This window comes from Ruegeria sp. CE12 (assembly GCF_056537525.1).
Genome location: NZ_JBQFRS010000012.1, coordinates 70,362 through 93,517 on the forward strand (window position 1 = coordinate 70,362; position 23,156 = coordinate 93,517).

Consider the following 23,156-nt stretch of genomic DNA (forward strand, 5'->3'; position numbering starts at 1 on the left):
AGCCCGGCTATCAGGCCCCCCATGACGCAGGATTACACCATTCTCCGCCTTGGTCATCAGGGCGACGGTATCGCCGATGGCCCCGTTTACGCCCCTCGAACCCTTCCGGGCGAGGTGGTCAGCGGCACGCTTGTTGGCACCCTGCTGAATGATATTCGCGTCAACACGCCATCAGATGACCGGGTCAAGGCGCCTTGCCGCCATTACAAAGCCTGTGGCGGGTGCCAGCTGCAGCATGCATCAGACACATTCGTTGCCGACTGGAAAGTTGAAGTGGTGCGGACAGCGCTCGCAGCACAAGGGTTAGAGGCACCGATGCGTCCGATCCATACCTCACCTGAACGATCCCGCCGCCGTGCAACCGTTGCTGTAAGGCGCACGAAAAAGGGCACTCTGGCTGGCTTTCACGGTCGTGCGTCTGACACGATCACCGAAATCCCCGATTGTCACTTGCTGGACCCAGCGCTGATAGCCGCCATTCCCGTTGCTGAGGCGTTGGCAGTGCTGGGTGGCAGCCGTAAGGGTGTTCTTGCCGTGACCCTGACCCTGTCCGAGGAGGGTCTTGATGTGTCGGTCAAAGGTGGCAAGCCGCTGGATGGGCCGTTGGAGCTGGCGCTGGCGCAAGCGACGGAACAGCATGGGCTGGCTCGTCTGACTTGGGATGATGAGGTGATCGCAATGCGCCAACCGCCAGTACAGCGGTTTGGCAAAGCGCAGGTTGTTCCACCTCCCGGCGCATTTCTGCAGGCGACAAAAGATGGGGAACAGGCTCTAACACAGGCTGTTCTGGAAATTGTCGGATCATCTAAACGGGTTGTCGATCTGTTTGCTGGTAGTGGTACCTTCTCGCTTCCACTGGCCGAAGGATCCGAGGTCCATGCGGTCGAGGGAGAAGCGGCCATGACCCGTGCGCTGGATCAGGCATGGCGCAAGGCAGAAGGTCTCAAGAAAGTGACAACCGAGGCGCGCGATCTGTTTCGCCGCCCCCTGATGCCAGATGAACTGAAATCCTTTGACGCAGTTGTACTGGATCCACCACGTGCCGGCGCCGAAGCGCAGGTGCAAGAGCTGGTGCAGGCCAAACGCCCTATCATCGCCTATGTATCGTGCAATCCGGTCAGCTTTGCGCGTGACGCAAAAATTCTGGCTCAGGCCGGTTACACCCTTGAATGGGTGCAGGTGGTTGACCAATTTCGGTGGTCGTCACACACCGAACTCGTAGGCCATTTCAACATGTCGAAAAAATCATGAATCAACAGGAGAGCGCCCAAATGGGGATCAGGCAGCGTTTGCAGGGCTTTGTCGAAAGCGCTGGATTTTCGCAATTCATCACCGGTGTGATCCTGATCAACGCCGTCCTGCTGGGTATGGAAACCTCTCCCAGTCTCATGGACAAGGCTGGCCCAGTGATCGTGTTTCTGGACAGCGTCTGCCTTACTATCTTTGTGGCTGAAATCGCGATGAAGCTGATCTCGACCGGGCGCCGTTTTTTCAGCAATGGCTGGAATGTCTTTGATTTTGTGATCGTCGGTATCGCTCTTGTTCCGGGCGCTGGCGGCTTGTCGGTCTTGCGTGCACTGCGGATTTTGCGGGTCCTGCGCGTGATCTCGGTGGCGCCACGCCTGCGTCGCGTGGTCGAGGGGTTCATCTCGGCACTGCCCGGCATGGCCAGCGTTTTCCTTTTGATGGCCATCCTTTTCTACATCGGCGCGGTGATCGCGACCAAGCTGTTCTCACAGTCCTTTCCGGAATGGTTCGGTGATCTCGGGCTGTCTGCCTATACCTTGTTCCAGATCATGACGCTGGAAAGCTGGTCGATGGGTATCGTGCGCCCCGTGATGGAAGTGTACCCCTACGCATGGATGTTCTTTGTTCCGTTCATCATGGTGACGACCTTTGCGGTGGTGAACCTTTTGGTTGGTCTTATCGTGAATTCGATGCAGGACGCCCACCATGCCGAGGATGGTGAAAAGACCGATGCCTATCGTGATGAGGTGCTGGAACGGCTTGAGATCATCGAGAAACACCTGATTGCGCAGTCAAACAGCAAAAAGTGATTTCAGTTTTTAGCTTTTTTGGCATAATAGCCAAAAAAAAGCAGCAGGCAGTGAAAATATGGATCGTCGAGCATTTGGTTTGGGGGCAATGGCAACGCTGAGCCTTTCAGCATGCGCATCAGCAGGCCCCAGATTTCTTTCCTACAACGGACCCGAGGTGACGTCGCTGGTCGTCAACAAGGGTGCACGCAAACTCTATCTTTTGCACCATGAACAGGTTCTGAAGGAGTATGACGTGGATCTTGGGTTTGCGCCGAGCGGCACCAAGTTCAAGCGTGGGGATGGCCGTACACCGGAAGGGTCGTATCTGATCGACCGCCGCAATCCACGCAGCCGGTATCATCTTTCGCTAGGCATTTCCTATCCTGACTCGAAAGATATCGCTCAGGCCAAGGCCGCAGGCGTTGATCCGGGTGGAGATATTTTTATCCACGGGCAACCCAATCTTCGTTCCGAGTTCAAGCGAGCAAGGAAGACACCTGATTGGACAGCTGGTTGCATCGCGGTCAAGAATGAAGAGATCGAAGAGATCTATGCGATGGTCAACGAAGGTACGCTGATCACGCTACGGCCCTGAACCGGCTCACAGCTACTTCCAGTTCTTGAACCCATAGAGCATGTAGTCGCGCTGGTAGGTTTCGGCCGTCAGCGCCTCAAGCTCAGCATCATAGATATCAGACAGCAAGAACGGAACGTCCGCTTCTGAAGCGCTGGGTACTGGCGGATTGGTGCGCCCAACCTTACGGGCCAACTCGGGTAGTGCGGTTTCGATTTCTTCTTCTCGCAGAATGAAGTCGGGCATGGCGAAAACAGACATCCCCTCAAGCGTGCTTGCCTGACTGCACCACAGACCGTCGACGCGGATGGGTGTCTGGCCTGCCAGAATATGGCGCAGAAACACCAGAAAGGCTGAGAACGCCTCATAATGCTGTTCTTTTGAATAGTTGTTTTTTCGAACCTGACCGGGAAAGGGAATCTTGTACTTGTTCCGCAGCATGTTGCGGATGTTGAGATATGCGCCCGGGCCTTTGTTGAGGATGTGACTGCAAAACACCGAATGCGCGCGCGCCAGCGGATGCCTTAGCACCGTGAACTTGCGATGCCCTGGATTGGTTTGCATCCATTGGCGCATCTGCTTGCGGTTACGATCGGTCAACAGGTCCTGCGCATCCACGGAATCCAGATCAGCCAGCCATTGTGCAACAACAGCTTCTGGTCCGCCGCGGATCGGCAGATACATCAATGGCGTTTTTGGGGCTGCAATGTACCGCGAAACCGCTGGTCCGCGGCGCGGCTCAAAATTTGGAACTCGATGCAGATTGAAGCCGTCGATTTTCGACAGCGCATTTTCCATCTCAACCGGATTTGTCACCTTTGACAGGGCCGGAGCAGGATTCTGAGGCTTCAGCCTGTCATCAAGTGCATCCAGTCGGGATCCAACTCCCAGCCATTCGGCCAGACCATTCAGAATCTCCAATTGGTTCAGATCATCATAATTTATATGAAATGCTGTCTGGCCGGTCTTCTGCAGATGGTTCTGCAGCATCTGTTTGAATTCCTGCTGCTCATCCAGGTAGCTGGCAAAATCCACCGGATCAAAGTCGATCTGAGCGTCTTTTCGTACCTTAATGTTGGTCAGCTGCCATTGCTTGGTTTTGCGGGCGATTTTCAGCGATACATAGCTGTCCAGCGGGTTACGCGACAGAATGATCTTGGCGCATCGCGGATCATCCAGTGCCGGCTGCAGCACCCGTGGATCGTGTTCTTGAAAATAGCGAAAACCATTCAAGGCATCCGGTGCAGCCCGGATCGCATCAAGCAGACGCATGGGGTCTTTGTCGCGCTCCTCCAGCGAAACCCCAAACAACTCATCAGATTTTAGCCGTCCGATAAAATGGGGGTTGAATGCCTCGCCATGGCACGCCACGCCGTCCAGCGCATTCAAGTTGGCTTCCAACAGGTTCGAGCCGGTACGCATAGCAGCCAGAACAATGAAATAGTCGAACTTTGTGCCCATATCCGACTATTGAACCAGATATGGTTTGCGGAATTGCCGGGTCTGAGCACCAAAAACATCATCCACCGGAAAATCACCCACCAGATACGGGTGCATACCTTGATTTTTGAGATTCTGCAGGAATTTTCCGAAGCCGGTCAGATCAACCATGGTTGGCGCTTCGGACAAATGAGCCGGTTGACCGGTTCCGATTTCATCAATCACCGTCTGAAGCGGCTCCATCGGAGATTCAACGAACTCTGCCATCGTCCAGATGCGGACTTTTGCCTTGGTCCAGACTGAATCCAGCACCTCAAGCTGCTTGGTTTCAATCTGCTGCAGACGCGCTGCTTCATTCCTGATGTCGGCAAAATTCATGTTCGAGCGGAACAGCGGTACTGCCCAGGCGCCGGTGACCACCGAAATCTGCGCGTTCTTGTCCCGTGCAAGGAACCAGTTGATCTTTTGTGTGTCGGCCGGGCCGAACTGAAAGCACTGTCTCTCTCCACGCGTGTTCCAGATCAGGTTAGAGACAAAAGCAGTCGGATTGTAATCCCGCAGTTTAGCACCATCGCTCAATGCACCGTTGATCGTGGTTTCTCCACCTGCAAATTCAGCTCTTTCAGGTCCGAACAAATGGCCATGGACGCGCGTTCCAGTCGCGTTGCCCAGCCAGGATTCGAAATCCTCGAACAATTCAGAGAAGCCCTGAAAGACGGAATAGGGAAACGAGGTCAGGCCGTTTTCACTACCGTGTCGTGGAAAACGGCTTTGCATATACAGGCCGTCACGACCCCGGGTTCGACGCTCGACCGCTTTGGCAAAAACCCGGTCAATCTTGCCGGGGTTTGGCTCAGCCAGTTTCATTGCCTCTGTCTGATCGGTCAGAAATGTCTGGTATAACCGATCCGCATGAGGCCAGATCTTACGTGCAACAAAGCAATCGGATCGGCGCAGCAGCTGCAAATGGTCGTCGTAGAAAATGTGCGGGCGGCCCTGATAGTCGAATTTGGACAAGGTCAGCGACCGGCTTTCGATATGGATCGAGTAGAGACGGGCCAGCGTCTGAAAATAGCTTTCGTCCGGTATCCAGACACGCCGGAAATAGCGATCATACACCTTCCGTTTCGGGTCCTGCAGAATCGCCGTGAGGGTTTGTCGCGTCAGACACCACCATTGGCTGCCCATATGTGGAACCAGCCCATCGGGTATTTTGCGTCGAAAACCCAGAAGGCGTTGCAGTTTCACATAGTAATCGAACAGTTTCCGGTGTTTGCGCCATGAAAACGGAAAGCGCAGCGTAAACCTTTCAAGATCTAGGCCACCGACGGTCCAGCTCACATCAGCCGTGGTCGCGCTCTCGATAAAGTCTTCGCGCGGCCGTTCGGACAGGTAGTCGACCAGTTCCTGCACTGGCCGCAACGGCAGGCAGGATCCCGAGGACAAATAGACATGGCGCACATCGGGAAACCGTTCCAGTATCAAGGTCGCAGCCGATTGTGAGGCCGCAACGATGCCCCAACCGCCCCATTCGCAGACGTGCCGTTCGCTAAACAATATCAGCGGATCATCGGAACAGGATGAGACGAAATTGGTATAGGTCTCTTCATGTACTTTACGGTCTACGTGAATGACCACCGGGCAGCCCGCAGCGGTCCAGTGTCGGGCGACCTGTTCCGCCCGATCCAGCGCAGTGTGAACCAGCATGACGATGCCCAAGGTGCTCATGCCCAGTTCCCCTTCGACATCAGACCAAGGATCTCAAGCTGCCGCCAGTTGATGTACTTCTCTGACCATTTGCACCAGAAGACCGGCTGATCTTCAAGCTGCTCCAGATAGGCACGATACTCACCCGACGCGCGATAATGCTGGTTTCGTGTCATTTCCTCGCGCGCCTTTTCGCCCAGAATATCAATCAGTTTAGCATGCAGCAGCGCGCCACTGGTTTTCTCGCCACCCCACTCGTCGTAAACCTGATTCAAGCCACGAGGCAGAAGAGAGTGGGTCGAGCTGACATAGACATAGCGCTTGTCCCACTTTACCAGCGGGATTTTGTTTAGTGCAGGCGCCTTTTCCGGATTGTCCTGAAAGAAAACGCGGCTGCGGGGGCCACCCTGAATCCACAAATTCCCGTAGGTCGGATTCTTGGAGATCATGTAGTTTCCCGAGTCGAACCAGGGAGAGATTTCAAACGGATCCTGCCCTTCGTGATACACCGCCTCCTGAACCGGACCTTCCGGATACATGTCAATCAGCATCGTGCCGAAGCTGCGAACACCTGTGCTATCCAGCCAGTCGGTCAGGGCCCGGATCGGGCGCGTGTCACAGAACGGGTAAATGAAGAACTCGTCCGGATCGACCGTCAAAACCCAATGATCACGCGCGTATTTGCGCAGCAGGTAGTTTGACCAGTCGAGACCAAAAGAAGCGCGCTTGTAGCTGGCTCTGGCGCTCCAGAGCGAGACATCTGGCTGTTCGCTCAGATACTCAGCAGTGCCATCATCGCTGTTGTTGTCGACAAAGAGAAAGTGATCGATGCCCAGCTTACGATAATAGGACAGAAAGTAGGGCAGCCGGATCTTCTCGTTGCGTACAACGCTCATCAACAGAACGCTGTCGCTTTGGATGTTCGCGGTGTTGTCTTTGAAAGGTTTCAACTCGCGTCGTTTGCGCACACAGCGCAAAAGGCGGCGCTTGCGCCGCAATCTCATCCGATAAGAATCCAAAAGGCTCACGCGACTGCCTAACCTTCTATGACGCGAGCATGCCCGGGTTGGCCTGAGCCGAGATCGCACCGGGCAATTACTGTTTTATGACACTTTAGCACCTTGAGAAGCAATGTATTTAAAAGGTGTTAGCCTGAAACGGGTTTTCCAACGGGATCGTTCCCCATTCAGTTCCAGCCTTTTGAATTCATCAAATCCAGCCCCTCAAGCTGCGCCCATCCGGTGTAGCGTACAGAGTGTGCGTTCCACAGGTTGGGCGCTGCGACGATTGCATCATAGTATGGCCCGAATAGGTCGGGATCATGAAAATGCTGCCGCCTCTCTTTTTCGGTTTCCGCGCTTTTGATGACCTGAGGCAAGAATTTTGTATGCAACAACACGCCGGCGGGTGCGTCGCCCCCGGGCCCGTCATAGGCAAAATTCAGGTGCCGCGGCAGGGCGGAATGGCATGAATTTACATACGCATAGCGTCTGGACCAGTGAACCAACGGGATCTTGTTGAGTGTCGGTGAGCGGTCAGGATGATCGGCAAAAAACACTCTCTCCCGCATTCCACCCTGAACCCAGAGGTTTCCCAATGGGTTTTGACGCCGCGCGCGATAAGGGCCGTTGTCGAACCAATTCAGTAAGTCCAGCGGATTGGACTGAGGGTCGTATTCGTGCTGATCCAGGTGACCCTCGGGATACATGTCCAGCATTAAGGCACCAAAGGCGCTATGGCCGCGGTTTTGAAGCCATGCCGTCAGATCCTGCAGTGATCTCGTGTCGTGATGGGCGTAGATCAGTAATTCGTCGGCATCCACCATCAGGGTCCAATGGTCGTGGCCGTACCGCATTTGCAGCCAAGTCAGCCAATCCAGACCAAAGCGAGAACCGCGATAGCTGGCATCGGTTTGCCACAGGGAAACGTCCGGTTGTTCCTGCAAATACGCGACCGTTCCATCGTCGCTGCCATTATCCACCATCAGAAAGTGATCAACGCCAAGGCTGCGATAGTGACGAAAGAACCAGGGCAGGCGCTCGAGTTCATTGCGCAGGGTTGTGAAGGACAGGATGTCGCCCTTTGCGATCAACCGGGTTCTGTCCGACAGGCTGTTCAACTGGTGACGACTGCGAAAGGATCGCCATAGAAGCCGTCGTCTTTTCATGCGCAACCGATACATCTGCAGCCACCCGATAGAGTCGTGCATCTGTTCCGCGGCGTGGCTCATTTTTGATAGTCGCCAGTCTGATGCCAGCGCCAAGCGTCGGCGATCATTGTCTCTAATGTTGATCTTTTTGGCTGCCAGCCCAGTTCGGTTTCAGCACGGGCAGAGCCCGAAACCAGCTTGGTACAGTCACCTTCACGACGTGGACCGGTGATATAGGGCACCGTACGATTGGTGACCGCTTTCGAGTGGCTGATCACGTCCAGTACCGAAAACCCTGAACCGGTTCCGAGGTTGAATACTCGACTGCCTTTATCCTTTTCCAGCCAATGCAAACCCAGAACATGCGCGTCCACCAGATCGCAGACATGCACATAATCACGAATGCAGGTGCCATCCGGTGTATCGTAATCCGTGCCATTCACGGTCAGCGCATCACGTTTGCCATCGATCGCATCCAGCATGAGCGGAACCAGATGAGTTTCCGGGCGGTGGAATTCACCAACTTCGCTGTCCGGATCGGCGCCAGCCACGTTGAAATAGCGAAAGATCACGTGTTTCAGCCGGTGCGATGCCTCGAAATCGCGCAGGATATCCTCGATCGCGCGTTTTGATGCGCCATAGGCATTCAGCGGATGCTGTGGCGTGTCCTCGTCCAGAACCACATTGTCATGTTCTCCATATGTGGCACAGGTCGAGGAGAAGACGAAATTCAAGCAATCCGCTGCAACAGCGGCTTCGATCAGGTTCAGTGATCCGGTGACGTTGTTTGACCAGTATCTGCCCGGTTCTGACATGGCCTCGCCAACCTGACTGAGCGCTGCAAAATGCATGACGGCAGCTGGTTTGTATTTGGCAAAGACCTCATCCAGCCGCTCACGATCCAACAGGTCTCCGTGTTCGAACGGGCCGAATTTCACCGAATCCTGCCATCCGGTAACGAGATTGTCGTAGGTGACCGGAACATAGCCCGTGCGCGCCAGAGCCTTGCAGGCATGTGATCCGATATACCCGGCGCCGCCGGTTACGAGTATGTTGTTCATTTTTGGTCCCACAACATCCGGTCAGAATGTCGATTTGGTTATTCGGAGGCATGTAAGGGGGCTATTCCAGCCCCATCGCAGCCATCATCTCTTCGATCTTTGCTACGTCCTGCGGATTGTTCAATTCCCAGAACTGCCGACCCTTGGCTTCAACCTCGACACACAGAACTTTGCGCCCGTTTTCCATGAAACGCAGTTGTTCAAGCCCTTCCAATGTCTCAAGCGGCCCGGTTGGCCAGCCTGGATAGGCCGACAGAGCGTCTGGTCGATAGGCATAGACGCCAACATGATGAAACACCGGGGTTGGTTCGGTACTGGCATAGGTTTCCGAGGTGAAAGGGATGACCTCTTTCGAAAAATACAGCGCGCTGTGATCTGTGCCGAAAACGGCGGTTGTGCCCCCGACGCGGTCATGCTTGCGGTCATTCAGCAAACCGTTCAGGGCATCCCCGTCGCAGCGCAACACAGGGGTCGCAACGCCCGCCTCGGGTGCGGCGCGCAAGCCTTCAATCAGATCTTCGACAAACCAGTGCGGCGTCAGGGGTGCGTCCCCCTGCAAATTCACAACGATGTCATACCCATTGCCCAGAACCGAGTGCGCCTCGGCACAGCGTTCGGTGCCATTGGCACAGTTCTCCGAAGTCATTGTGACCTCGGCCCCGAAACCTTCCGCAACTTCGCGAATGCGGTCGTCATCGGTGGCCACCACAACGCGGTCGACGCCAGCGACCGATTTTGCGGCACGCCAGGACCGTTCAATCAGCGTCATCGAGTTACCGGTCGCACCGGTCAGCGGCACAAGAGGTTTGCCCGGATAGCGCGACGAGGCATAGCGGGCAGGGATCGCAATCAGAACGGACATCAGGCCTCCTTCAGCTCAACACCCGGAGCATAGGCGATGAAGAACGGGTTGGCATAGCCGTCCTTGCCATATGTCAGCGGGGAGTGATCGTCGAACCGCACGACATCACCACCGGCACCGGCCAGCACTGCGTGCCCGGCGGCCGTGTCCCATTCCATAGTGCGACCCACACGGGGATAGATGTCGGCCTCGCCGGTGGCGACCAGGCAGAACTTCAGTGACGAACCCGCGCTTTTGCTGTCCTGCACCTGATATTTGTTGATGTAATCGTCTGTTGCCTGATCACGATGGGATTTTGAGGCGACGACCAAAAGTGCCGTATTGTCCGGGTTAGAGACTGATATTGGTGTCAACTCGCCTGTCTGCTCCTTGTTCAGAGCACCGGTTTCTTCAACCGATTGCCCATCAGCCTGAGTATAGAACATACGCCCTCGCGCAGGGGCATAGACCACACCGCGGGTCGGGACACCATTCTCCACCAGTGCAATGTTCACCGTGAAATCACCACGGCGGTTGATGAATTCTTTGGTTCCATCCAGCGGGTCGACAATCAGGAACGTATCGCCCTTTTCCGAATGCGAGGCGGCCTGTTCTTCGGTCACCAACAGGATATCGGGGAATGCCGCCCGCAGTCCTGCCGAGATCAGGGCATCTGCGGCTTCGTCTGCCTCGGTGACGGGGCTGGCATCCGATTTGACCTTCACGTCGAAATCATCCGCCTCGTAAATCTCCATGATCTTGTCGCCTGCTTCCAGGGCCAGACGTCGGATGACGGGAATGAGGGCGTCGTAGGTCACAAAAATGCTCCGTTCCTGAGGTTTGTTGATCCGAAAACCTGACCGACTTATGATGTGCCGGATACGGAACGGCAAGAATTTCATGCCAGGTTGCAGGCGATAAAGCAGGAAAGAACGTTCGAGTGTTCTATTACAAGCGAAATCAATCGCTGCTGGGCGGTGCATTCACGACGGCGGAACTCGTGTTCCATGCCGTTGTGCGCAACGTTCGATCACAGCATTCCAATGCGGTGATCGCCATCGTGATGAACATCATACAGGTTCTGGCGCTCGTGGTTGTCTTCTATCTGATCATGTCGCTTGTCGGGACGCGGGTGGCAAAGATCCGGGGTGAATATGTCCTGTATCTGTTGTCGGGTGTCTTTTTGTTCCTGACGCATATCAAGGCTGTCGGTTCGGTCGCCGGTGTCGGTATCGGCAACAACCCGATGATGCTGCATTCGCCAATGAACATCATGGTGATGTTGCTGGCCGCTGCATTCGGTTCGTTTTACACGCAAATTGTTTCGTTGATCGTGATCCTGTTCCTCTACAGCGTGACGATCTCCCCAATCGAGATTCAGGATCCGGGTGGTGCATTCGCGATGCTTGTTTTGGCCTGGTTCACTGGGTGTACGGTTGGTCTGATCTTCATGGCACTGAAACCATGGATTCCGCAGACTTCGGAGATACTCAACAATGTCTATCGCCGGATGAACATGATCTTTTCCGGAAAGATGGTCGTGGCGAACGCGCTCGGGGGTGCCTGGCTGGCGGCATTCGCGTGGAACCCATTGTTTCACGTAATCGACCAATGCCGGGGGTTCGTATTCCGGAACTATTTTCCAAGAAACACGAGTTGGGAATACGCTCTTTGGGTCGGGCTCGCGTTGATGATGATCGGGTTGCTGGGCGTGTTCTTTACCCGCAAACACGTATCGCAGAGCTGGAGTGCGCGACGCTAGGTTGCAACGCGCAGGGTCAGGTTGATGCGGCCGCCTTTGGGCAACAACCGGGATGAACCAAACCGGATCCGGTCGACCCCGTGATAGGCAAGACGCGCCGGACCTCCCATGATCACAACGTCACCCGAGTTCAGCCAAATGGACTCGGTCTTGCCGCCCCGGGTCGTGTTTCCAATTCGAAAGAGGGCATCATCGCCCAGCGAGACGGACAGTACGGGCCAAGAGAAATCCGCTTCGTCCTTGTCCTGGTGCAGGCCCATCCGGGCAGCCTCGCCATAATAGTTGATCAGGCAGCAATCGGGATCGCGATCGGGACTGCAGAGATCTTTCCACATCTGCAGGATAACATCCGGAATAGCAGGCCATGCCGCGCCTTTCGGATGGGTGTCCTGATACCGATACCCGGCTTTGTCTGACACCCAGCCCAGACCCCCGGCCGAGGTCATGCGTACGGACATCTGCTTGCCTGATGGGGTGGTGGGATGGAACAGGGGCGCGGATTTCAGAATCGGACGCAAGACATCGATCAGCTGCGTCTGCGCGGCCCCGTCCAGATAGCCTTTTCTGATATCGAACCCCCGCAAAAGCAGCCGTGCCATTCAAGAATCCCCAATCCTTGCCAAAACCTTGCCAAAAAAGGCTACAGAATCCCGAAAACCTGCATTTCAGAACGCTTGCAGGCCTCTTGTCCCGCCCTTATATACGCCGGGACGCGCGATGGTGTAGTGCTGTCGCGCAGCACTGATCGGGGCCGGATGCCATAACGGGTCCGGACCTCGGGACATCGCCTTGAAGAGAAAGGGATTGAAAATATGGGAAAAGTAATCGGCATTGACCTCGGTACCACAAACTCGTGCGTTGCCATCATGGATGGCTCGCAGCCGAAGGTCATCGAAAACGCAGAAGGGGCGCGGACCACGCCCTCGATCGTCGCCTTCACCGAAGATGAGCGACTGGTCGGTCAGCCTGCAAAACGTCAGGCGGTCACCAACCCCGACAACACCATCTTTGGCGTCAAGCGTCTGATCGGTCGTCGTGTGGATGATGCAGAAGTCGAAAAAGATAAGAAAATGGTGCCGTACGCCATCGTCGATGGCGGCAATGGCGACGCGTGGGTTGAAGCCCGCGGTGAGAAATACTCCCCAAGCCAGATCTCGGCCTTCACTCTGGGTAAGATGAAGGAAACCGCCGAGAGCTATCTGGGTGAGGAAGTCACGCAAGCGGTTATCACCGTTCCGGCATACTTCAACGACGCACAGCGCCAGGCTACCAAAGACGCTGGTAAAATCGCCGGTCTGGAAGTGCTGCGGATCATCAACGAGCCGACAGCTGCTGCGCTGGCCTATGGTCTGGACAAGGAAGAAACCCAAACCATCGCGGTTTATGACCTTGGTGGTGGTACCTTCGACGTGACCATTTTGGAAATCGACGACGGCCTGTTCGAGGTTAAGTCGACCAACGGCGACACCTTCCTGGGTGGTGAAGACTTTGACATGCGCATCGTCAATTACCTGGCGGACGAGTTCAAAAAAGAACACGGTGTCGACCTGTCGCAAGACAAGATGGCCCTGCAACGTCTGAAAGAAGCCGCTGAAAAAGCCAAGATCGAGCTGTCCTCGACCTCGCAGACCGAAATCAACCAGCCGTTCATCTCGATGGGTGCAAACGGTCAGCCGCTGCACATGGTCATGAAACTGACCCGTGCCAAGTTGGAATCGCTGGTTGGCGACCTGATCAAGAAGTCGATGAAGCCTTGTCAGGCCGCCCTGAAAGACGCAGGTCTGTCGGCTGGCGACGTGGACGAGGTTGTTCTGGTCGGTGGTATGACCCGGATGCCGAAAGTGATCGAAGAGGTCACCAAGTTCTTCGGTAAAGAGCCGCACAAGGGTGTGAACCCGGACGAAGTTGTTGCCATGGGCGCCGCCATTCAGGCCGGTGTTCTGCAGGGCGACGTCAAAGACGTGGTTCTGCTGGACGTGACCCCGCTGTCGCTGGGCATCGAGACGCTGGGTGGCGTGTTCACCCGTCTGATCGACCGCAACACCACGATCCCGACCAAAAAGTCTCAGGTCTTCTCGACCGCTGAGGACAATCAGAACGCCGTGACCATCCGCTGTTTCCAGGGTGAGCGCGAAATGGCCGCGGACAACAAGATCCTGGGTCAGTTCAATCTGGAAGAGATCCCGCCCGCACCGCGCGGCATGCCTCAGATCGAGGTGACTTTTGACATCGATGCCAACGGCATTGTCTCGGTTTCGGCCAAGGATAAAGGCACGGGCAAAGAGCAGAAGATCACGATCCAGGCGTCGGGCGGTCTGTCGGACGAAGATATCGACAAGATGGTCAAGGATGCCGAGGAAAACGCCGAGGCAGACAAGGCCCGCAAAGAGCTGGTCGAAGCCAAAAACCAGGCCGAAAGCCTTGTTCACGCGACCGAGAAATCGATCGAGGAACATGGCGACAAGGTCGACCCGTCGACCGTCGAAGCGATCGAGCTGGCCGTTGCCGCGCTCAAGGATGAGCTGGAAACGGACAATGCGGACAAGATCAAGTCGGGCATCCAGAACGTGACCGAAGCGGCCATGAAACTGGGTGAAGCCATCTATAAGGCGCAAGCGGAAGAGGGCGAAGATGAGCCTGCAGCCGCAGATGCCGCGCCTGGTGATGACGATATTGTCGATGCCGAGTTCGAAGATCTGGACGACGACAAGCGTAACTAACGGGTAACCGGGCCAATTTGGGCCGGTCCGGTTGCCGGGCCGGCCCGATTACGTTGAGGCATAAGGAAATACTGATGTCAAAACGCGACTATTACGAAGTGCTCGGCGTGTCCAAGAGCGCTTCGTCGGATGAAATCAAAAAGGGCTTTCGCAAAAAAGCCAAAGAGCTTCATCCAGACCGCAACAAGGACAACCCGGATGCCGAAGCGCAGTTCAAAGAGGCTAACGAGGCCTATGATGTGCTGCGTGATGCCGACAAAAAAGCTGCTTATGACCGTTTTGGTCATGCTGCGTTTGAGAACGGCATGGGTGGCGGTGGTCGTCCCGGTGGCGGATTTGGCTCTGGTGATTTCTCCAGCGCGTTTTCGGATGTCTTCGACGATCTGTTCGGCGATTTCATGGGTGGCCAGCGTGGTGGTGGCGGTGGACGTCGCGCGGCACGTGGATCGGACCTGCGCTACAACCTGCGCGTAACGCTGGAAGAAGCCTATTCCGGCCTGCAGAAAACTATCAATGTACCCACTGCCGTGGCCTGTTCATCCTGTGATGGCACCGGTGCGGAAAGTGGTGTTGAGCCAACAACCTGTCCGACCTGTTCGGGTATGGGCAAGGTGCGGGCGCAACAGGGCTTCTTCACGGTCGAACGAACCTGTCCGACCTGTTCGGGCCTCGGTCAGATCATCAAGAACCCCTGTAAATCCTGCAACGGCGCGGGCCGTGTTGAAAAAGAGCGTGCTCTTTCGGTCAATATCCCTGCTGGTGTTGAAACCGGTACTCGTATTCGCCTTGCTGGCGAGGGTGAGGCTGGAATGCGCGGTGGCCCTCCGGGTGATCTCTACATATTTGTCGAAGTCGCGCAGCATCAGCTGTTCGAGCGTGACAGCATAAACCTTTACTGCCGCGTTCCGGTAAGCATGGCCAAGGCCGCGCTGGGCGGTTCGATCGAAGTACCGACCATTGATGGTGGTCGTGGTCGCGTGCAGATCCCGGCCGGCAGCCAGTCTGGCCGCCAGATGCGGCTTCGTAGCAAGGGTATGCCCGCGCTGCGTGGTGGCGGAGTTGGCGACATGTTCATCGAACTGGCCGTAGAGACTCCGGTAAACCTGACCAGCCGTCAGAAAGAACTGTTGCGTGAGTTCGAAGATCTGGGTGAAGACAACCATCCGGAATCAAAGAGCTTTTTCTCATCCGTCAAATCCTTTTGGGATGGGATGAAGGGCTAAGAGCCCAGCAATCAAGAATGTCAGGCCGGTTCGTCAGAGCCGGCCTTTTTTGTTCCTTAGGTCCAGTTTGATCTGAAACCGGTTCAGATTGGCCCTTGAAACCCGGCTCAAGCCCTGAGATTGTCCGCGCGAACCGTTGGGGTGCCCTGTCTTGGGGCTGAGAGGCGTGAATGCGCTAACCCATCGAACCTGATCCGGGCAATACCGGCGTAGGGAACGGTCTTAGTGCACAGACGTTTTCCATGCCCGTTGCCCTTTGAATATGGAGCAACGACATGGCGCATATTGCCCTGACAATTGCAGGATCGGACAGCGGAGGTGGTGCCGGAATTCAGGCCGACCTCAAGGCGATGTCCGCGCTGGGTGTCTATGGCGCCAGCGTTCTGACTGCAGTGACAGCACAGAACACTCAGGCGGTAACCGCGGTACACGGCATTCCATTGGAGGTGATCTCCGCGCAGCTCGAAGCGGTTCTGAGCGACCTCGACGTCGGTGCGATCAAAATCGGGATGTTGGCAACGCCCGAAATCATCCAGACAGTGGCTCAGGGGATTTCTGGTTTCGAAGGTCCGGTGGTGCTTGACCCGGTGATGGTCGCTAAATCCGGTGACGCCCTGTTGGCCGCTGAGGCGGTTCAGACCTTGCGTGACGTGCTGTTGCCCTGTGCAACGGTGATAACGCCCAACCTGCCCGAAGCAGCCTGTCTGCTGGATCAAACCGCCGCCAGGGCGCCCGCGGATATGATCGCCCAAGGTCTTGAGCTTTGTGAGATGGGTGCACGTGCCGTTCTGATGAAAGGCGGTCATGGAGAGGGCGAAATCTGCCACGACTTACTGATTGATGCGTCGGGTAAAGTGGCTGATTTCAAAGCACCTCGCAAATCCACAAGAAACACTCACGGCACCGGGTGCACATTGTCATCCTCGATTGCCGCCGGACTTGCACAGGGATTGAACCTGACAGAAGCAGTGACTCAGGCGCATCGATATCTGCAGGGCGCAATTGCCCGCGCAGATGACCTTTGCATAGGGCAGGGACATGGTCCGGTGCACCATTTCCATCAGGTCTGGTCGGCGTGACGGTCTGGTCTGTCATAGGTGCCGGTGTTGCCGGTCTGGCGGTCGCGAGTGAAATGGTTTCCCGTGGCGCACGCGTTCAGGTCTTTGATCCTGGCGGCCCGCCTGGCCCACATGGGTGTTCCTGGTGGGCTGGTGGCATGCTGGCGCCTTGGTGTGAATACGAGAACGCCGAGGAACCTGTGCTGCGACTGGGTCAACAGGCCATCGATTGGTGGGCGGACCGGACGCAGGTACACAGACAAGGTACCCTCGTTGTTGCGAATGCCCGGGATTTGCCGGATCTGCGTCGTTTCGCGCGTCGTACCGAAGGTTTTGAACAGGTTGAACAGGCGAAAATTGCCGCATTAGAGCCTGACTTACATGAATTCGGAAAGGGTTTGCATTTTAGCGCAGAGGCGCATGTCGATCCCCGGCAGGCGCTAAACGATCTCTATTGTCAGCTGCGCGAACAAGGGGTGGAGTTTCACCAGAAACTCGCGCCTGCGAAGATGGAGAATGCAGTTGACTGCCGCGGGCTGCATGCGCGTGAGTACTTGCACGATCTGCGCGGCGTGAAGGGCGAGATGCTGGTGATCCGCTGCCCGGATGTGGCGTTGAACCGCCCCGTACGCCTGCTGCATCCACGCATGCCGCTTTACATCGTGCCGCGTGGCGATGGCATTTACATGCTGGGCGCGACGATGATCGAATCCGAAGACAGCAGCCGTATTACTGCGCGTTCGATGCTGGAGCTGCTGAGCGCGGCCTATGCCCTGAACCCAGCCTTTGGAGAGGCTGAGGTGTTGGAAATCGGTGTCGATCTTCGCCCAGCCTTTCCTGACAACTTGCCACGCATCCGGCGGCTGGGCCGGACAATCTATGCCAATGGCCTCTATCGCCACGGCTATTTGCTGGCGCCTGCATTGGCGCAGGGCGTTGCCGATCTGGCGTTGGAAAACAAACACTCGGAGATGGTTGATGAAGATCGTCCTTAACGGTGAATCGCGCAACGTGCGCGCGGAAACCTTGTCTGAACTGCTGAAGGAATGCGGGTTCTCTGGTCGCGTTGCCACAGCAGTGAACGAAGATTTTGTCCCATCCAGTCTGCGCATTGCCCACAAACTGGCCGAAGGCGACCGGATTGAAGTTGTTGCGCCAATGCAGGGGGGCTGAGCATGAAACGTTTTTACGGCACCGATTTACCAAACCCCCTGATGCTGGGAACAGCGCAATATCCCAGCCCTGCCATTCTGGAACAGGCTTTTCGCCAAAGCGCTGCAGGCGTGGCCACGGTTTCGCTCCGCCGTGAAGGGGCGGGCGGCGCGGGACAGACGTTCTGGACCATGATCCGTGAGCTTGGTGTACTGGTTTTGCCGAACACGGCTGGCTGCCACACGGTCAAAGAGGCAGTTACCACTGCTCATATGGCACGTGAGGTGTTTGATACGCCCTGGATCAAGCTGGAACTGATCGGTCACACGGACAGCCTGCAGCCGGATGTGTTTCAGCTGGTCGAGGCCGCTCGCATTCTGACCGAGGATGGGTTTCAGGTGTTCCCGTACACAACGGACGATCTGATAGTCGGAGAACGGTTGCTGGCCGCCGGCTGCGAGGTCCTGATGCCCTGGGGCGCACCAATCGGGTCAGGTCGCGGGCTGAACAACGAATACGCATTGCGTGCCATGCGTGCTGAATTCCCGGATGTGCCATTGGTTGTTGATGCAGGCATCGGTCTGCCAAGCCATGCGGCGCATGCAATGGAACTGGGCTTTGATGCCGTCCTTCTGAACACAGCCGTTGCCCGTGCGGGTGATCCGGCTGCGATGGCCAAGGCGATGGCGCTGGCGGTTCAGGCCGGACAATTGGCCCATCAGGCCGATCCGATTGAAGCGCGCGACATGGCCGAGGCCTCTACTCCCGTTGTTGGAAAGGCGTTCCTGTCATGACCCTTGATCGATTTTACCCGATCTTTGATCACTCAGACTGGTTGCGCCGAGTGCTGCCTTTGGGTGTTAAGCTGGTACAGCTGCGCATCAAGGATCAGCCAGACGACGTCGTGTGTCGCGAAATCGAAGTGTCACAAGCTCTGTGTCGCGAACATGGTGCTGTGCTAGTGGTGAATGACTACTGGCAGGCAGCTATCGAAGCGGGCTGTGACTGGATTCACCTGGGTCAGGAAGATTTGGATGACGCCGATCTCAAGGCGATCCGTAAGGCCGGTCTGAAACTGGGTGTTTCAACCCATGATGATGACGAGCTCGAGCGCGTCCTGGCAATGGGTCCGGATTATGTCGCGCTGGGCCCTGTATATCCGACCATCCTGAAAAAGATGAAATGGCATCAGCAGGGCTTGCCGCGAGTGACCGAATGGAAAGCACGGGTAGGTGACATCCCCTTGGTCGGTATTGGCGGCATGAGTGTCGAACGCGCGCGTGGCGTATTCGAGGCTGGCGCGGATATCGTTTCAGTTGTCACCGACATCACTCTCAACGACGACCCCGAAGGGCGTGTGCGTGAATGGATCGAGGTCTGCAAATGACGCGCTATTCCCGACAGATGATCCTGCCCGAGGTCGGCGATGATGGGCAAAAAAGCCTTTCCAGATCGCGGGTTCTTGTGATCGGAGCTGGTGGTTTGGCAGCACCTGTTTTGCCATTGTTGGCCGGGGCGGGGGTTGGACATCTGACGGTGATGGATGGGGATGTCGTTGAGCAATCGAACCTCCATCGCCAGACCTTGTTTACAGAGAAAGACTGCGGCCGCTCAAAGGCAGAGGCGGCGGCTCAGCGTTGCCGAGAACTAAACAGAGAAATCGAAATCTCGGAATTGAATCAGCCTCTAACAAGCGAAAATGTGGCAAACCTGGTATCCAAACATGATTTGGTGTTGGACTGCGCGGACAGCTACGCGGCCAGCTACACCTTGTCAGACAGTTGCCTGGAGCTGAGAAAACCCCTGATCAGCGCGTCTGTTCTGGGGCTGTCGGGATATGTCGGTGGGTTCTGTGGCAGAGCCCCCTCATTGCGCGCGGTTTTCCCCGAAGCTCCTGATAGTGGTGCAAGCTGCGCCACAGCAGGGGTGCTGGGTCCCGTGGTTGCGATGTTGGGTTCGCTTCAAGCGCAGATGGCGCTGAGCGTCATCCTTGGTCTTGAGCCGAGCCCCCTCGGGCATCTCGTGCAGTTCGATGCCCGTACATTCCGCAGTACCGGATTTCGCTTTGATCAGGCGCCCGAGCCGTCACAGGCATTCCGCTTTGTTTCCGCCAGTCAGCTGAGCGAAGCCGACGTGATTGTTGAGTTAAGGGATGTTGCGGAGGCGCCGGAGTTTATTCATCCGAGTGCCAAACGGACGACTCCTGAAGATCTCATATCAGAGCCTAACAAGGAAAAAAGACTGGCCCTGTGTTGCGCGACCGGCCTGCGGGCATGGCGCGCTGCCGAACGTATTCAACCAGATTGGCCGGGCGAGATCGTCCTCGTCGCGGCCTCAACCTCGTGAACAGAAGGAAACGCGAGACATGAAAAAGCTGATTACAGCTGTTGCCCTGTTGGCCGCTACACCTGCGTGGGCCGAAGACAAGATGACTTTGTTGCTGGATTGGTTCGTGAACCCGGATCACGGACCAATCATCATTGCGCAGGAAAAGGGTTACTTTGCCGATCAGGGGCTTGAGGTTGAAGTCATTCCGCCTGCAGACCCGTCAGCCCCGCCGCGTCTGGTTGCAGCCGGACAGGCCGATCTGGCGGTATCCTATCAACCGCAGCTGCACTTGCAGATCCACGAAGGCCTGCCGCTCAAGCGTGTCGGTACGCTGGTTGCAACACCGCTGAACTGTCTGCTGGTGCTCAAGGATGGTCCGATCGAAACGCTTGCCGATCTCAAGGGTAAGAAGGTTGGTTTTTCAGTAGCGGGTGTCGAAGAGGCTGTTTTGTCCGCGATGCTGGGCGTGCATGACGTCGCCTTGGATGACATCGAAATGATCAACGTCAATTTCTCTCTGTCTCCGTCGCTGATGACCAGGCAGGTCGATGCAGTTATCGGGGCATTCCGCAACTTTGAACTGAACCAGATGGATATCGAGGGTGTCGCCGGCCGTTGCTTCTATATCGAAGAAGAAGGTGTGCCGCCCTATGATGAACTGATCTATGTCGCCAATCCCGATACGATGGACGCCGACAAAGTCGCCCGCTTTCTGGCCGCGACCGAGAAGGCAACGCAGTTCATCGTCAACAACCCGGAAGAAAGCTGGGAAATCTTCGCCGCAACCTCAGTTGAATTGCAGGATGAGCTGAATGCCCGCGCCTGGGTAGATACATTGCCCCGCTTCGCGCTGCGCCCTGCGGGTTTTGACGCAGGCCGCTATGCCCGGTTCGAGGCTTTCCTGAAAGACAGCGGCATGATCGACAGCATCAACCCTGTCAGCGACATCACTATCGATGTGACTTCACAATGAGCGATTATGGCAAAGCCTTCACGTTGATGCGTGATACTGCACAGGGGCCGTGGCGGGACTACACCCGCCACGCCTTTGTCGAAGGGATGAAGGACGGAACACTCCCACGTGAGGCGTTCCTGCATTATCTGCGACAGGATTATGTGTTTCTGATCCACTTTTCCCGCGCCTGGGCGCTGGCGGTGGTGAAATCGGAAACACATGATGAGATGCTGGCTGCCTCCCGCACCGTGAATGGTTTGATTAGCGAAGAGATGAAGCTGCATATCGGCATTTGCGAGGCCGAAGGCATCCCGCAGGATCAGCTGTTCGCCACGCCGGAGCGGGCCGAAAACCTCGCTTATACACGCTATGTGCTCGAGGCGGGTTACAGCGGTGATCTGCTTGATCTGCTCGCGGCCCTTGTACCTTGTGTGATGGGATATGGTGAAATCGGCACCCGCCTTGCTGCCGAGGCGACCTCTGAGACCTATCGCGACTGGATCGACGCTTATTCGAGCGATGAGTATCAACAGGCCTGCTATGCGGTTGGAGAGCTGTTGGATTCGGCTCTAACTCGGCGCATTGATGCAGATTTTGAGGCATCTCCACGCTGGGATCGCCTCTGCCAGACGTTCCGCACCGCGACTGAGCTTGAGGTCAACTTCTGGCAGATGGGCTTTACCCCATGACACCAGCGCCCGATCTGATTTTCGAGGGCCAGGCGTCAATCGGCAGCGCGAGCCTGTTCGCGCCATTGTCGCTGTCGCTGGCGTCCGGGCAGTGGACCTGCCTTTTGGGTGGATCGGGCGTTGGAAAAACCACAGTCCTGCGGTTGATCGCGGGGCTGGACACAGGCGCTGATTTTTCTGGCCAGATCGCCGCCAGCGACGGGAAACCAGTCGCTGAGCGTGTCGCCTACATGGCGCAGAACGATCTTTTGCTGCCATGGGCGACCGTTGCGCAGAACGTCTCGCTTGGCGCGCGGCTGCGGGGCGAGAAAATCGATCGGAATCGGCGGGATCGTTTGATCGCGCGCATGCGATTGACGGACCACATGAACAAGAAACCTGCCGAACTTTCGGGTGGTCAACGTCAGCGTGTGGCTCTGGCCCGCACGTTGATGGAGGATCGGCCGATTGTCCTGTTGGATGAACCTTTTTCCGCCCTCGATGCAAGAACCCGGGCCGATATGCAGGATCTAGCGGCCGAAGCCTTGCAGGGCCGAACCGTTCTGCTGGTTACCCATGATCCGGCCGAGGCAGCACGGTTGGGACAAACAATTTTGGTCATGACCCGGCACGGATTGACCCATTGCCAACCCCCGCACGCGCCCGCCCCGCGAAAAGTCGACGATTTGGAGACGCTGGAAACACAAGGCACACTGCTCAGATTGTTGCGAGAGGAAGCCGCGTGAAATACCTTTCCGCCCTTGCAGCAACCTTGTTTGCCCTTGGCGTGTGGCAGGCGATTGTCAGCCTGACGGGTTTGCCCAAATTTATTCTGCCCGGCCCCGCGCTTGTGGCCGAGACATGGTGGCAGAATCGCTGGTTGATCGCGGAACACACCTGGATCACGGCGGTCGAGGTTCTGATCGGACTGGCCTGCGGAACATTTCTGGGTGTGATCACTGCGTTGCAGCTTGCAAATTCACGGGCTGCGCGCGTTCTGGTCCAGCCCATGCTGGTGTTTACGCAAGCATTGCCAGTCTTTGCGTTGGCACCGTTACTAACACTGTGGCTGGGCTATGGCCTCTGGTCCAAGATCGCGATGGCGGTGTTAATCATCTATTTTCCGATCACCTCATCATTCTTTGACGGATTGATGCGGACGCCCGCCGGATATCTGGATCTTGCACGGACAATGCAGGCCAATTCACGCTCGGTATTGTGGCATATTCGGATACCTGCTGCGTTGCCCTCACTCGCCTCTGGTATGCGGCTGGCGGCGGTCTACGCGCCAATCGGTGCCGTGATTGGTGAATGGGTCGGATCATCGCAAGGGCTAGGTTATCTGATGCTGCTGGCCAATGGCCGCGCCAAGACCGATCTGATGTTTGCCGCGATGCTGACCCTGGGTGTGTTTTCCATTGTCCTGCACATGCTTGTGCGCCACGCAACAGCTCGTATGGCAGGTGAGGCCCATTAACC

At 56.4% G+C, this 23,156-nt stretch carries 24 protein-coding genes and 1 riboswitch; of the genes, 16 read left to right on the forward strand and 8 right to left on the reverse strand.

All coding sequences use genetic code 11. The annotated features are described in order from the left end of the window. Positions 1-21 precede the first annotated feature (21 nt). Genes ACR0IO_RS20400 through ACR0IO_RS20410 form a run of 3 tightly spaced genes read left to right on the forward strand, consistent with a single transcriptional unit; the run spans position 22 to position 2,634 of the window. On the forward strand, positions 22-1,251 hold the full coding sequence (locus tag ACR0IO_RS20400; RefSeq protein WP_480744173.1) for a class I SAM-dependent RNA methyltransferase: 1,230 nt from the start codon (positions 22-24) through the stop codon (positions 1,249-1,251). A gap of 20 nt (positions 1,252-1,271) precedes the next feature. Continuing rightward, positions 1,272-2,057, forward strand: a complete 786-nt coding sequence (locus ACR0IO_RS20405; protein ID WP_155144194.1) for an ion transporter — start codon at positions 1,272-1,274, stop codon at positions 2,055-2,057. Between the two features lie 58 nt (positions 2,058-2,115). Further along, the gene (locus ACR0IO_RS20410) at positions 2,116-2,634 is read left to right on the forward strand and encodes a L,D-transpeptidase family protein (RefSeq protein WP_155144196.1); all 519 of its coding nucleotides are present in this window, start codon (positions 2,116-2,118) and stop codon (positions 2,632-2,634) included. Between the two features lie 12 nt (positions 2,635-2,646). On the opposite strand, the gene ACR0IO_RS20415 is transcribed toward ACR0IO_RS20410, so the two are convergent. From ACR0IO_RS20415 to cysQ, 7 genes are all read right to left on the reverse strand, one after another. Then, the gene (locus ACR0IO_RS20415; protein WP_480744180.1) at positions 2,647-4,074 is read right to left on the reverse strand and encodes a sulfotransferase family 2 domain-containing protein; all 1,428 of its coding nucleotides are present in this window, start codon (positions 4,072-4,074) and stop codon (positions 2,647-2,649) included. Positions 4,075-4,080: 6 nt separating this feature from the next. Continuing rightward, on the reverse strand, positions 4,081-5,781 hold the full coding sequence (locus tag ACR0IO_RS20420) for a DUF5927 domain-containing protein (RefSeq protein ID WP_480744182.1): 1,701 nt from the start codon (positions 5,779-5,781) through the stop codon (positions 4,081-4,083). Then, a complete protein-coding gene (locus ACR0IO_RS20425) occupies positions 5,778-6,764 on the reverse strand; it encodes a glycosyltransferase family 2 protein (protein WP_480744184.1) in 987 nt (328 codons plus the stop codon). The genes ACR0IO_RS20420 and ACR0IO_RS20425 overlap by 4 nt, the downstream gene beginning before the upstream one ends. 182 nt (positions 6,765-6,946) lie before the next feature. Further along, entirely contained in the window at positions 6,947-7,990 is a 1,044-nt protein-coding gene (locus ACR0IO_RS20430; protein WP_480744186.1) for a glycosyltransferase family 2 protein, read from the reverse strand. Then, positions 7,987-8,970, reverse strand: coding sequence for a UDP-glucose 4-epimerase GalE (gene galE, locus ACR0IO_RS20435; protein WP_480744189.1), 984 nt, complete (start codon positions 8,968-8,970; stop codon positions 7,987-7,989). Before galE ends, ACR0IO_RS20430 begins: the two co-directional genes overlap by 4 nt. Positions 8,971-9,031: 61 nt before the next feature. Then, on the reverse strand, positions 9,032-9,832 hold the full coding sequence (locus ACR0IO_RS20440) for a 3-deoxy-manno-octulosonate cytidylyltransferase family protein (protein ID WP_480744192.1): 801 nt from the start codon (positions 9,830-9,832) through the stop codon (positions 9,032-9,034). After that, the gene (gene cysQ / locus ACR0IO_RS20445) at positions 9,832-10,629 is read right to left on the reverse strand and encodes a 3'(2'),5'-bisphosphate nucleotidase CysQ (protein ID WP_480744195.1); all 798 of its coding nucleotides are present in this window, start codon (positions 10,627-10,629) and stop codon (positions 9,832-9,834) included. The genes ACR0IO_RS20440 and cysQ overlap by 1 nt, the downstream gene beginning before the upstream one ends. 122 nt (positions 10,630-10,751) lie before the next feature. Here cysQ and ACR0IO_RS20450 point away from each other — a divergent pair, with 122 nt between their 5' ends. Next, entirely contained in the window at positions 10,752-11,573 is an 822-nt protein-coding gene (locus tag ACR0IO_RS20450) for an ABC transporter permease (protein WP_209016041.1), read from the forward strand. On the opposite strand, the gene ACR0IO_RS20455 is transcribed toward ACR0IO_RS20450, so the two are convergent. Continuing rightward, positions 11,570-12,172, reverse strand: coding sequence for an alpha-ketoglutarate-dependent dioxygenase AlkB family protein (locus ACR0IO_RS20455; RefSeq protein ID WP_480744197.1), 603 nt, complete (start codon positions 12,170-12,172; stop codon positions 11,570-11,572). The genes ACR0IO_RS20450 and ACR0IO_RS20455 overlap by 4 nt on opposite strands. A 213-nt stretch (positions 12,173-12,385) precedes the next feature. Here ACR0IO_RS20455 and dnaK point away from each other — a divergent pair, with 213 nt between their 5' ends. From dnaK to ACR0IO_RS20515, 12 genes are all read left to right on the forward strand, one after another. Beyond that, a complete protein-coding gene (gene dnaK, locus ACR0IO_RS20460) occupies positions 12,386-14,293 on the forward strand; it encodes a molecular chaperone DnaK (protein WP_155144211.1) in 1,908 nt (635 codons plus the stop codon). A 74-nt stretch (positions 14,294-14,367) separates the two neighbouring features. Continuing rightward, a complete protein-coding gene (dnaJ, locus tag ACR0IO_RS20465) occupies positions 14,368-15,516 on the forward strand; it encodes a molecular chaperone DnaJ (RefSeq protein WP_155144212.1) in 1,149 nt (382 codons plus the stop codon). Between the two features lie 127 nt (positions 15,517-15,643). Next, positions 15,644-15,749: riboswitch (TPP riboswitch) on the forward strand. A 42-nt stretch (positions 15,750-15,791) separates the two neighbouring features. Next, complete coding sequence (gene thiD, locus ACR0IO_RS20470) at positions 15,792-16,595, forward strand: bifunctional hydroxymethylpyrimidine kinase/phosphomethylpyrimidine kinase (protein WP_480744201.1); 804 nt, start codon at positions 15,792-15,794, stop codon at positions 16,593-16,595. Further along, entirely contained in the window at positions 16,592-17,569 is a 978-nt protein-coding gene (gene thiO, locus ACR0IO_RS20475) for a glycine oxidase ThiO (RefSeq protein WP_480744203.1), read from the forward strand. Before thiD ends, thiO begins: the two co-directional genes overlap by 4 nt. Then, a complete protein-coding gene (gene thiS, locus ACR0IO_RS20480; protein ID WP_480744205.1) occupies positions 17,553-17,747 on the forward strand; it encodes a sulfur carrier protein ThiS in 195 nt (64 codons plus the stop codon). Before thiO ends, thiS begins: the two co-directional genes overlap by 17 nt. Positions 17,748-17,749: 2 nt before the next feature. After that, positions 17,750-18,520: a thiazole synthase gene (locus tag ACR0IO_RS20485; protein WP_480744209.1), complete on the forward strand. Its 771-nt coding sequence runs from the start codon at positions 17,750-17,752 to the stop codon at positions 18,518-18,520. Continuing rightward, entirely contained in the window at positions 18,517-19,113 is a 597-nt protein-coding gene (locus ACR0IO_RS20490; protein WP_480744211.1) for a thiamine phosphate synthase, read from the forward strand. The genes ACR0IO_RS20485 and ACR0IO_RS20490 overlap by 4 nt, the downstream gene beginning before the upstream one ends. Further along, a complete protein-coding gene (locus ACR0IO_RS20495) occupies positions 19,110-20,072 on the forward strand; it encodes a HesA/MoeB/ThiF family protein (RefSeq protein ID WP_480744214.1) in 963 nt (320 codons plus the stop codon). Before ACR0IO_RS20490 ends, ACR0IO_RS20495 begins: the two co-directional genes overlap by 4 nt. 19 nt (positions 20,073-20,091) lie before the next feature. Further along, positions 20,092-21,027 carry an ABC transporter substrate-binding protein gene (locus tag ACR0IO_RS20500; RefSeq protein WP_480744217.1) on the forward strand — a complete coding sequence of 312 codons (936 nt, stop codon included), beginning with the start codon at positions 20,092-20,094 and terminating at the stop codon, positions 21,025-21,027. Next, positions 21,024-21,698 (forward strand): thiaminase II, encoded by a 675-nt coding sequence (gene tenA / locus ACR0IO_RS20505; RefSeq protein WP_480744219.1) that lies wholly within the window; start codon positions 21,024-21,026, stop codon positions 21,696-21,698. The genes ACR0IO_RS20500 and tenA overlap by 4 nt, the downstream gene beginning before the upstream one ends. Beyond that, on the forward strand, positions 21,695-22,423 hold the full coding sequence (locus tag ACR0IO_RS20510; RefSeq protein WP_480744221.1) for an ABC transporter ATP-binding protein: 729 nt from the start codon (positions 21,695-21,697) through the stop codon (positions 22,421-22,423). The genes tenA and ACR0IO_RS20510 overlap by 4 nt, the downstream gene beginning before the upstream one ends. Next, complete coding sequence (locus tag ACR0IO_RS20515) at positions 22,420-23,154, forward strand: ABC transporter permease (protein ID WP_480744224.1); 735 nt, start codon at positions 22,420-22,422, stop codon at positions 23,152-23,154. Before ACR0IO_RS20510 ends, ACR0IO_RS20515 begins: the two co-directional genes overlap by 4 nt. Positions 23,155-23,156 lie beyond the last annotated feature (2 nt).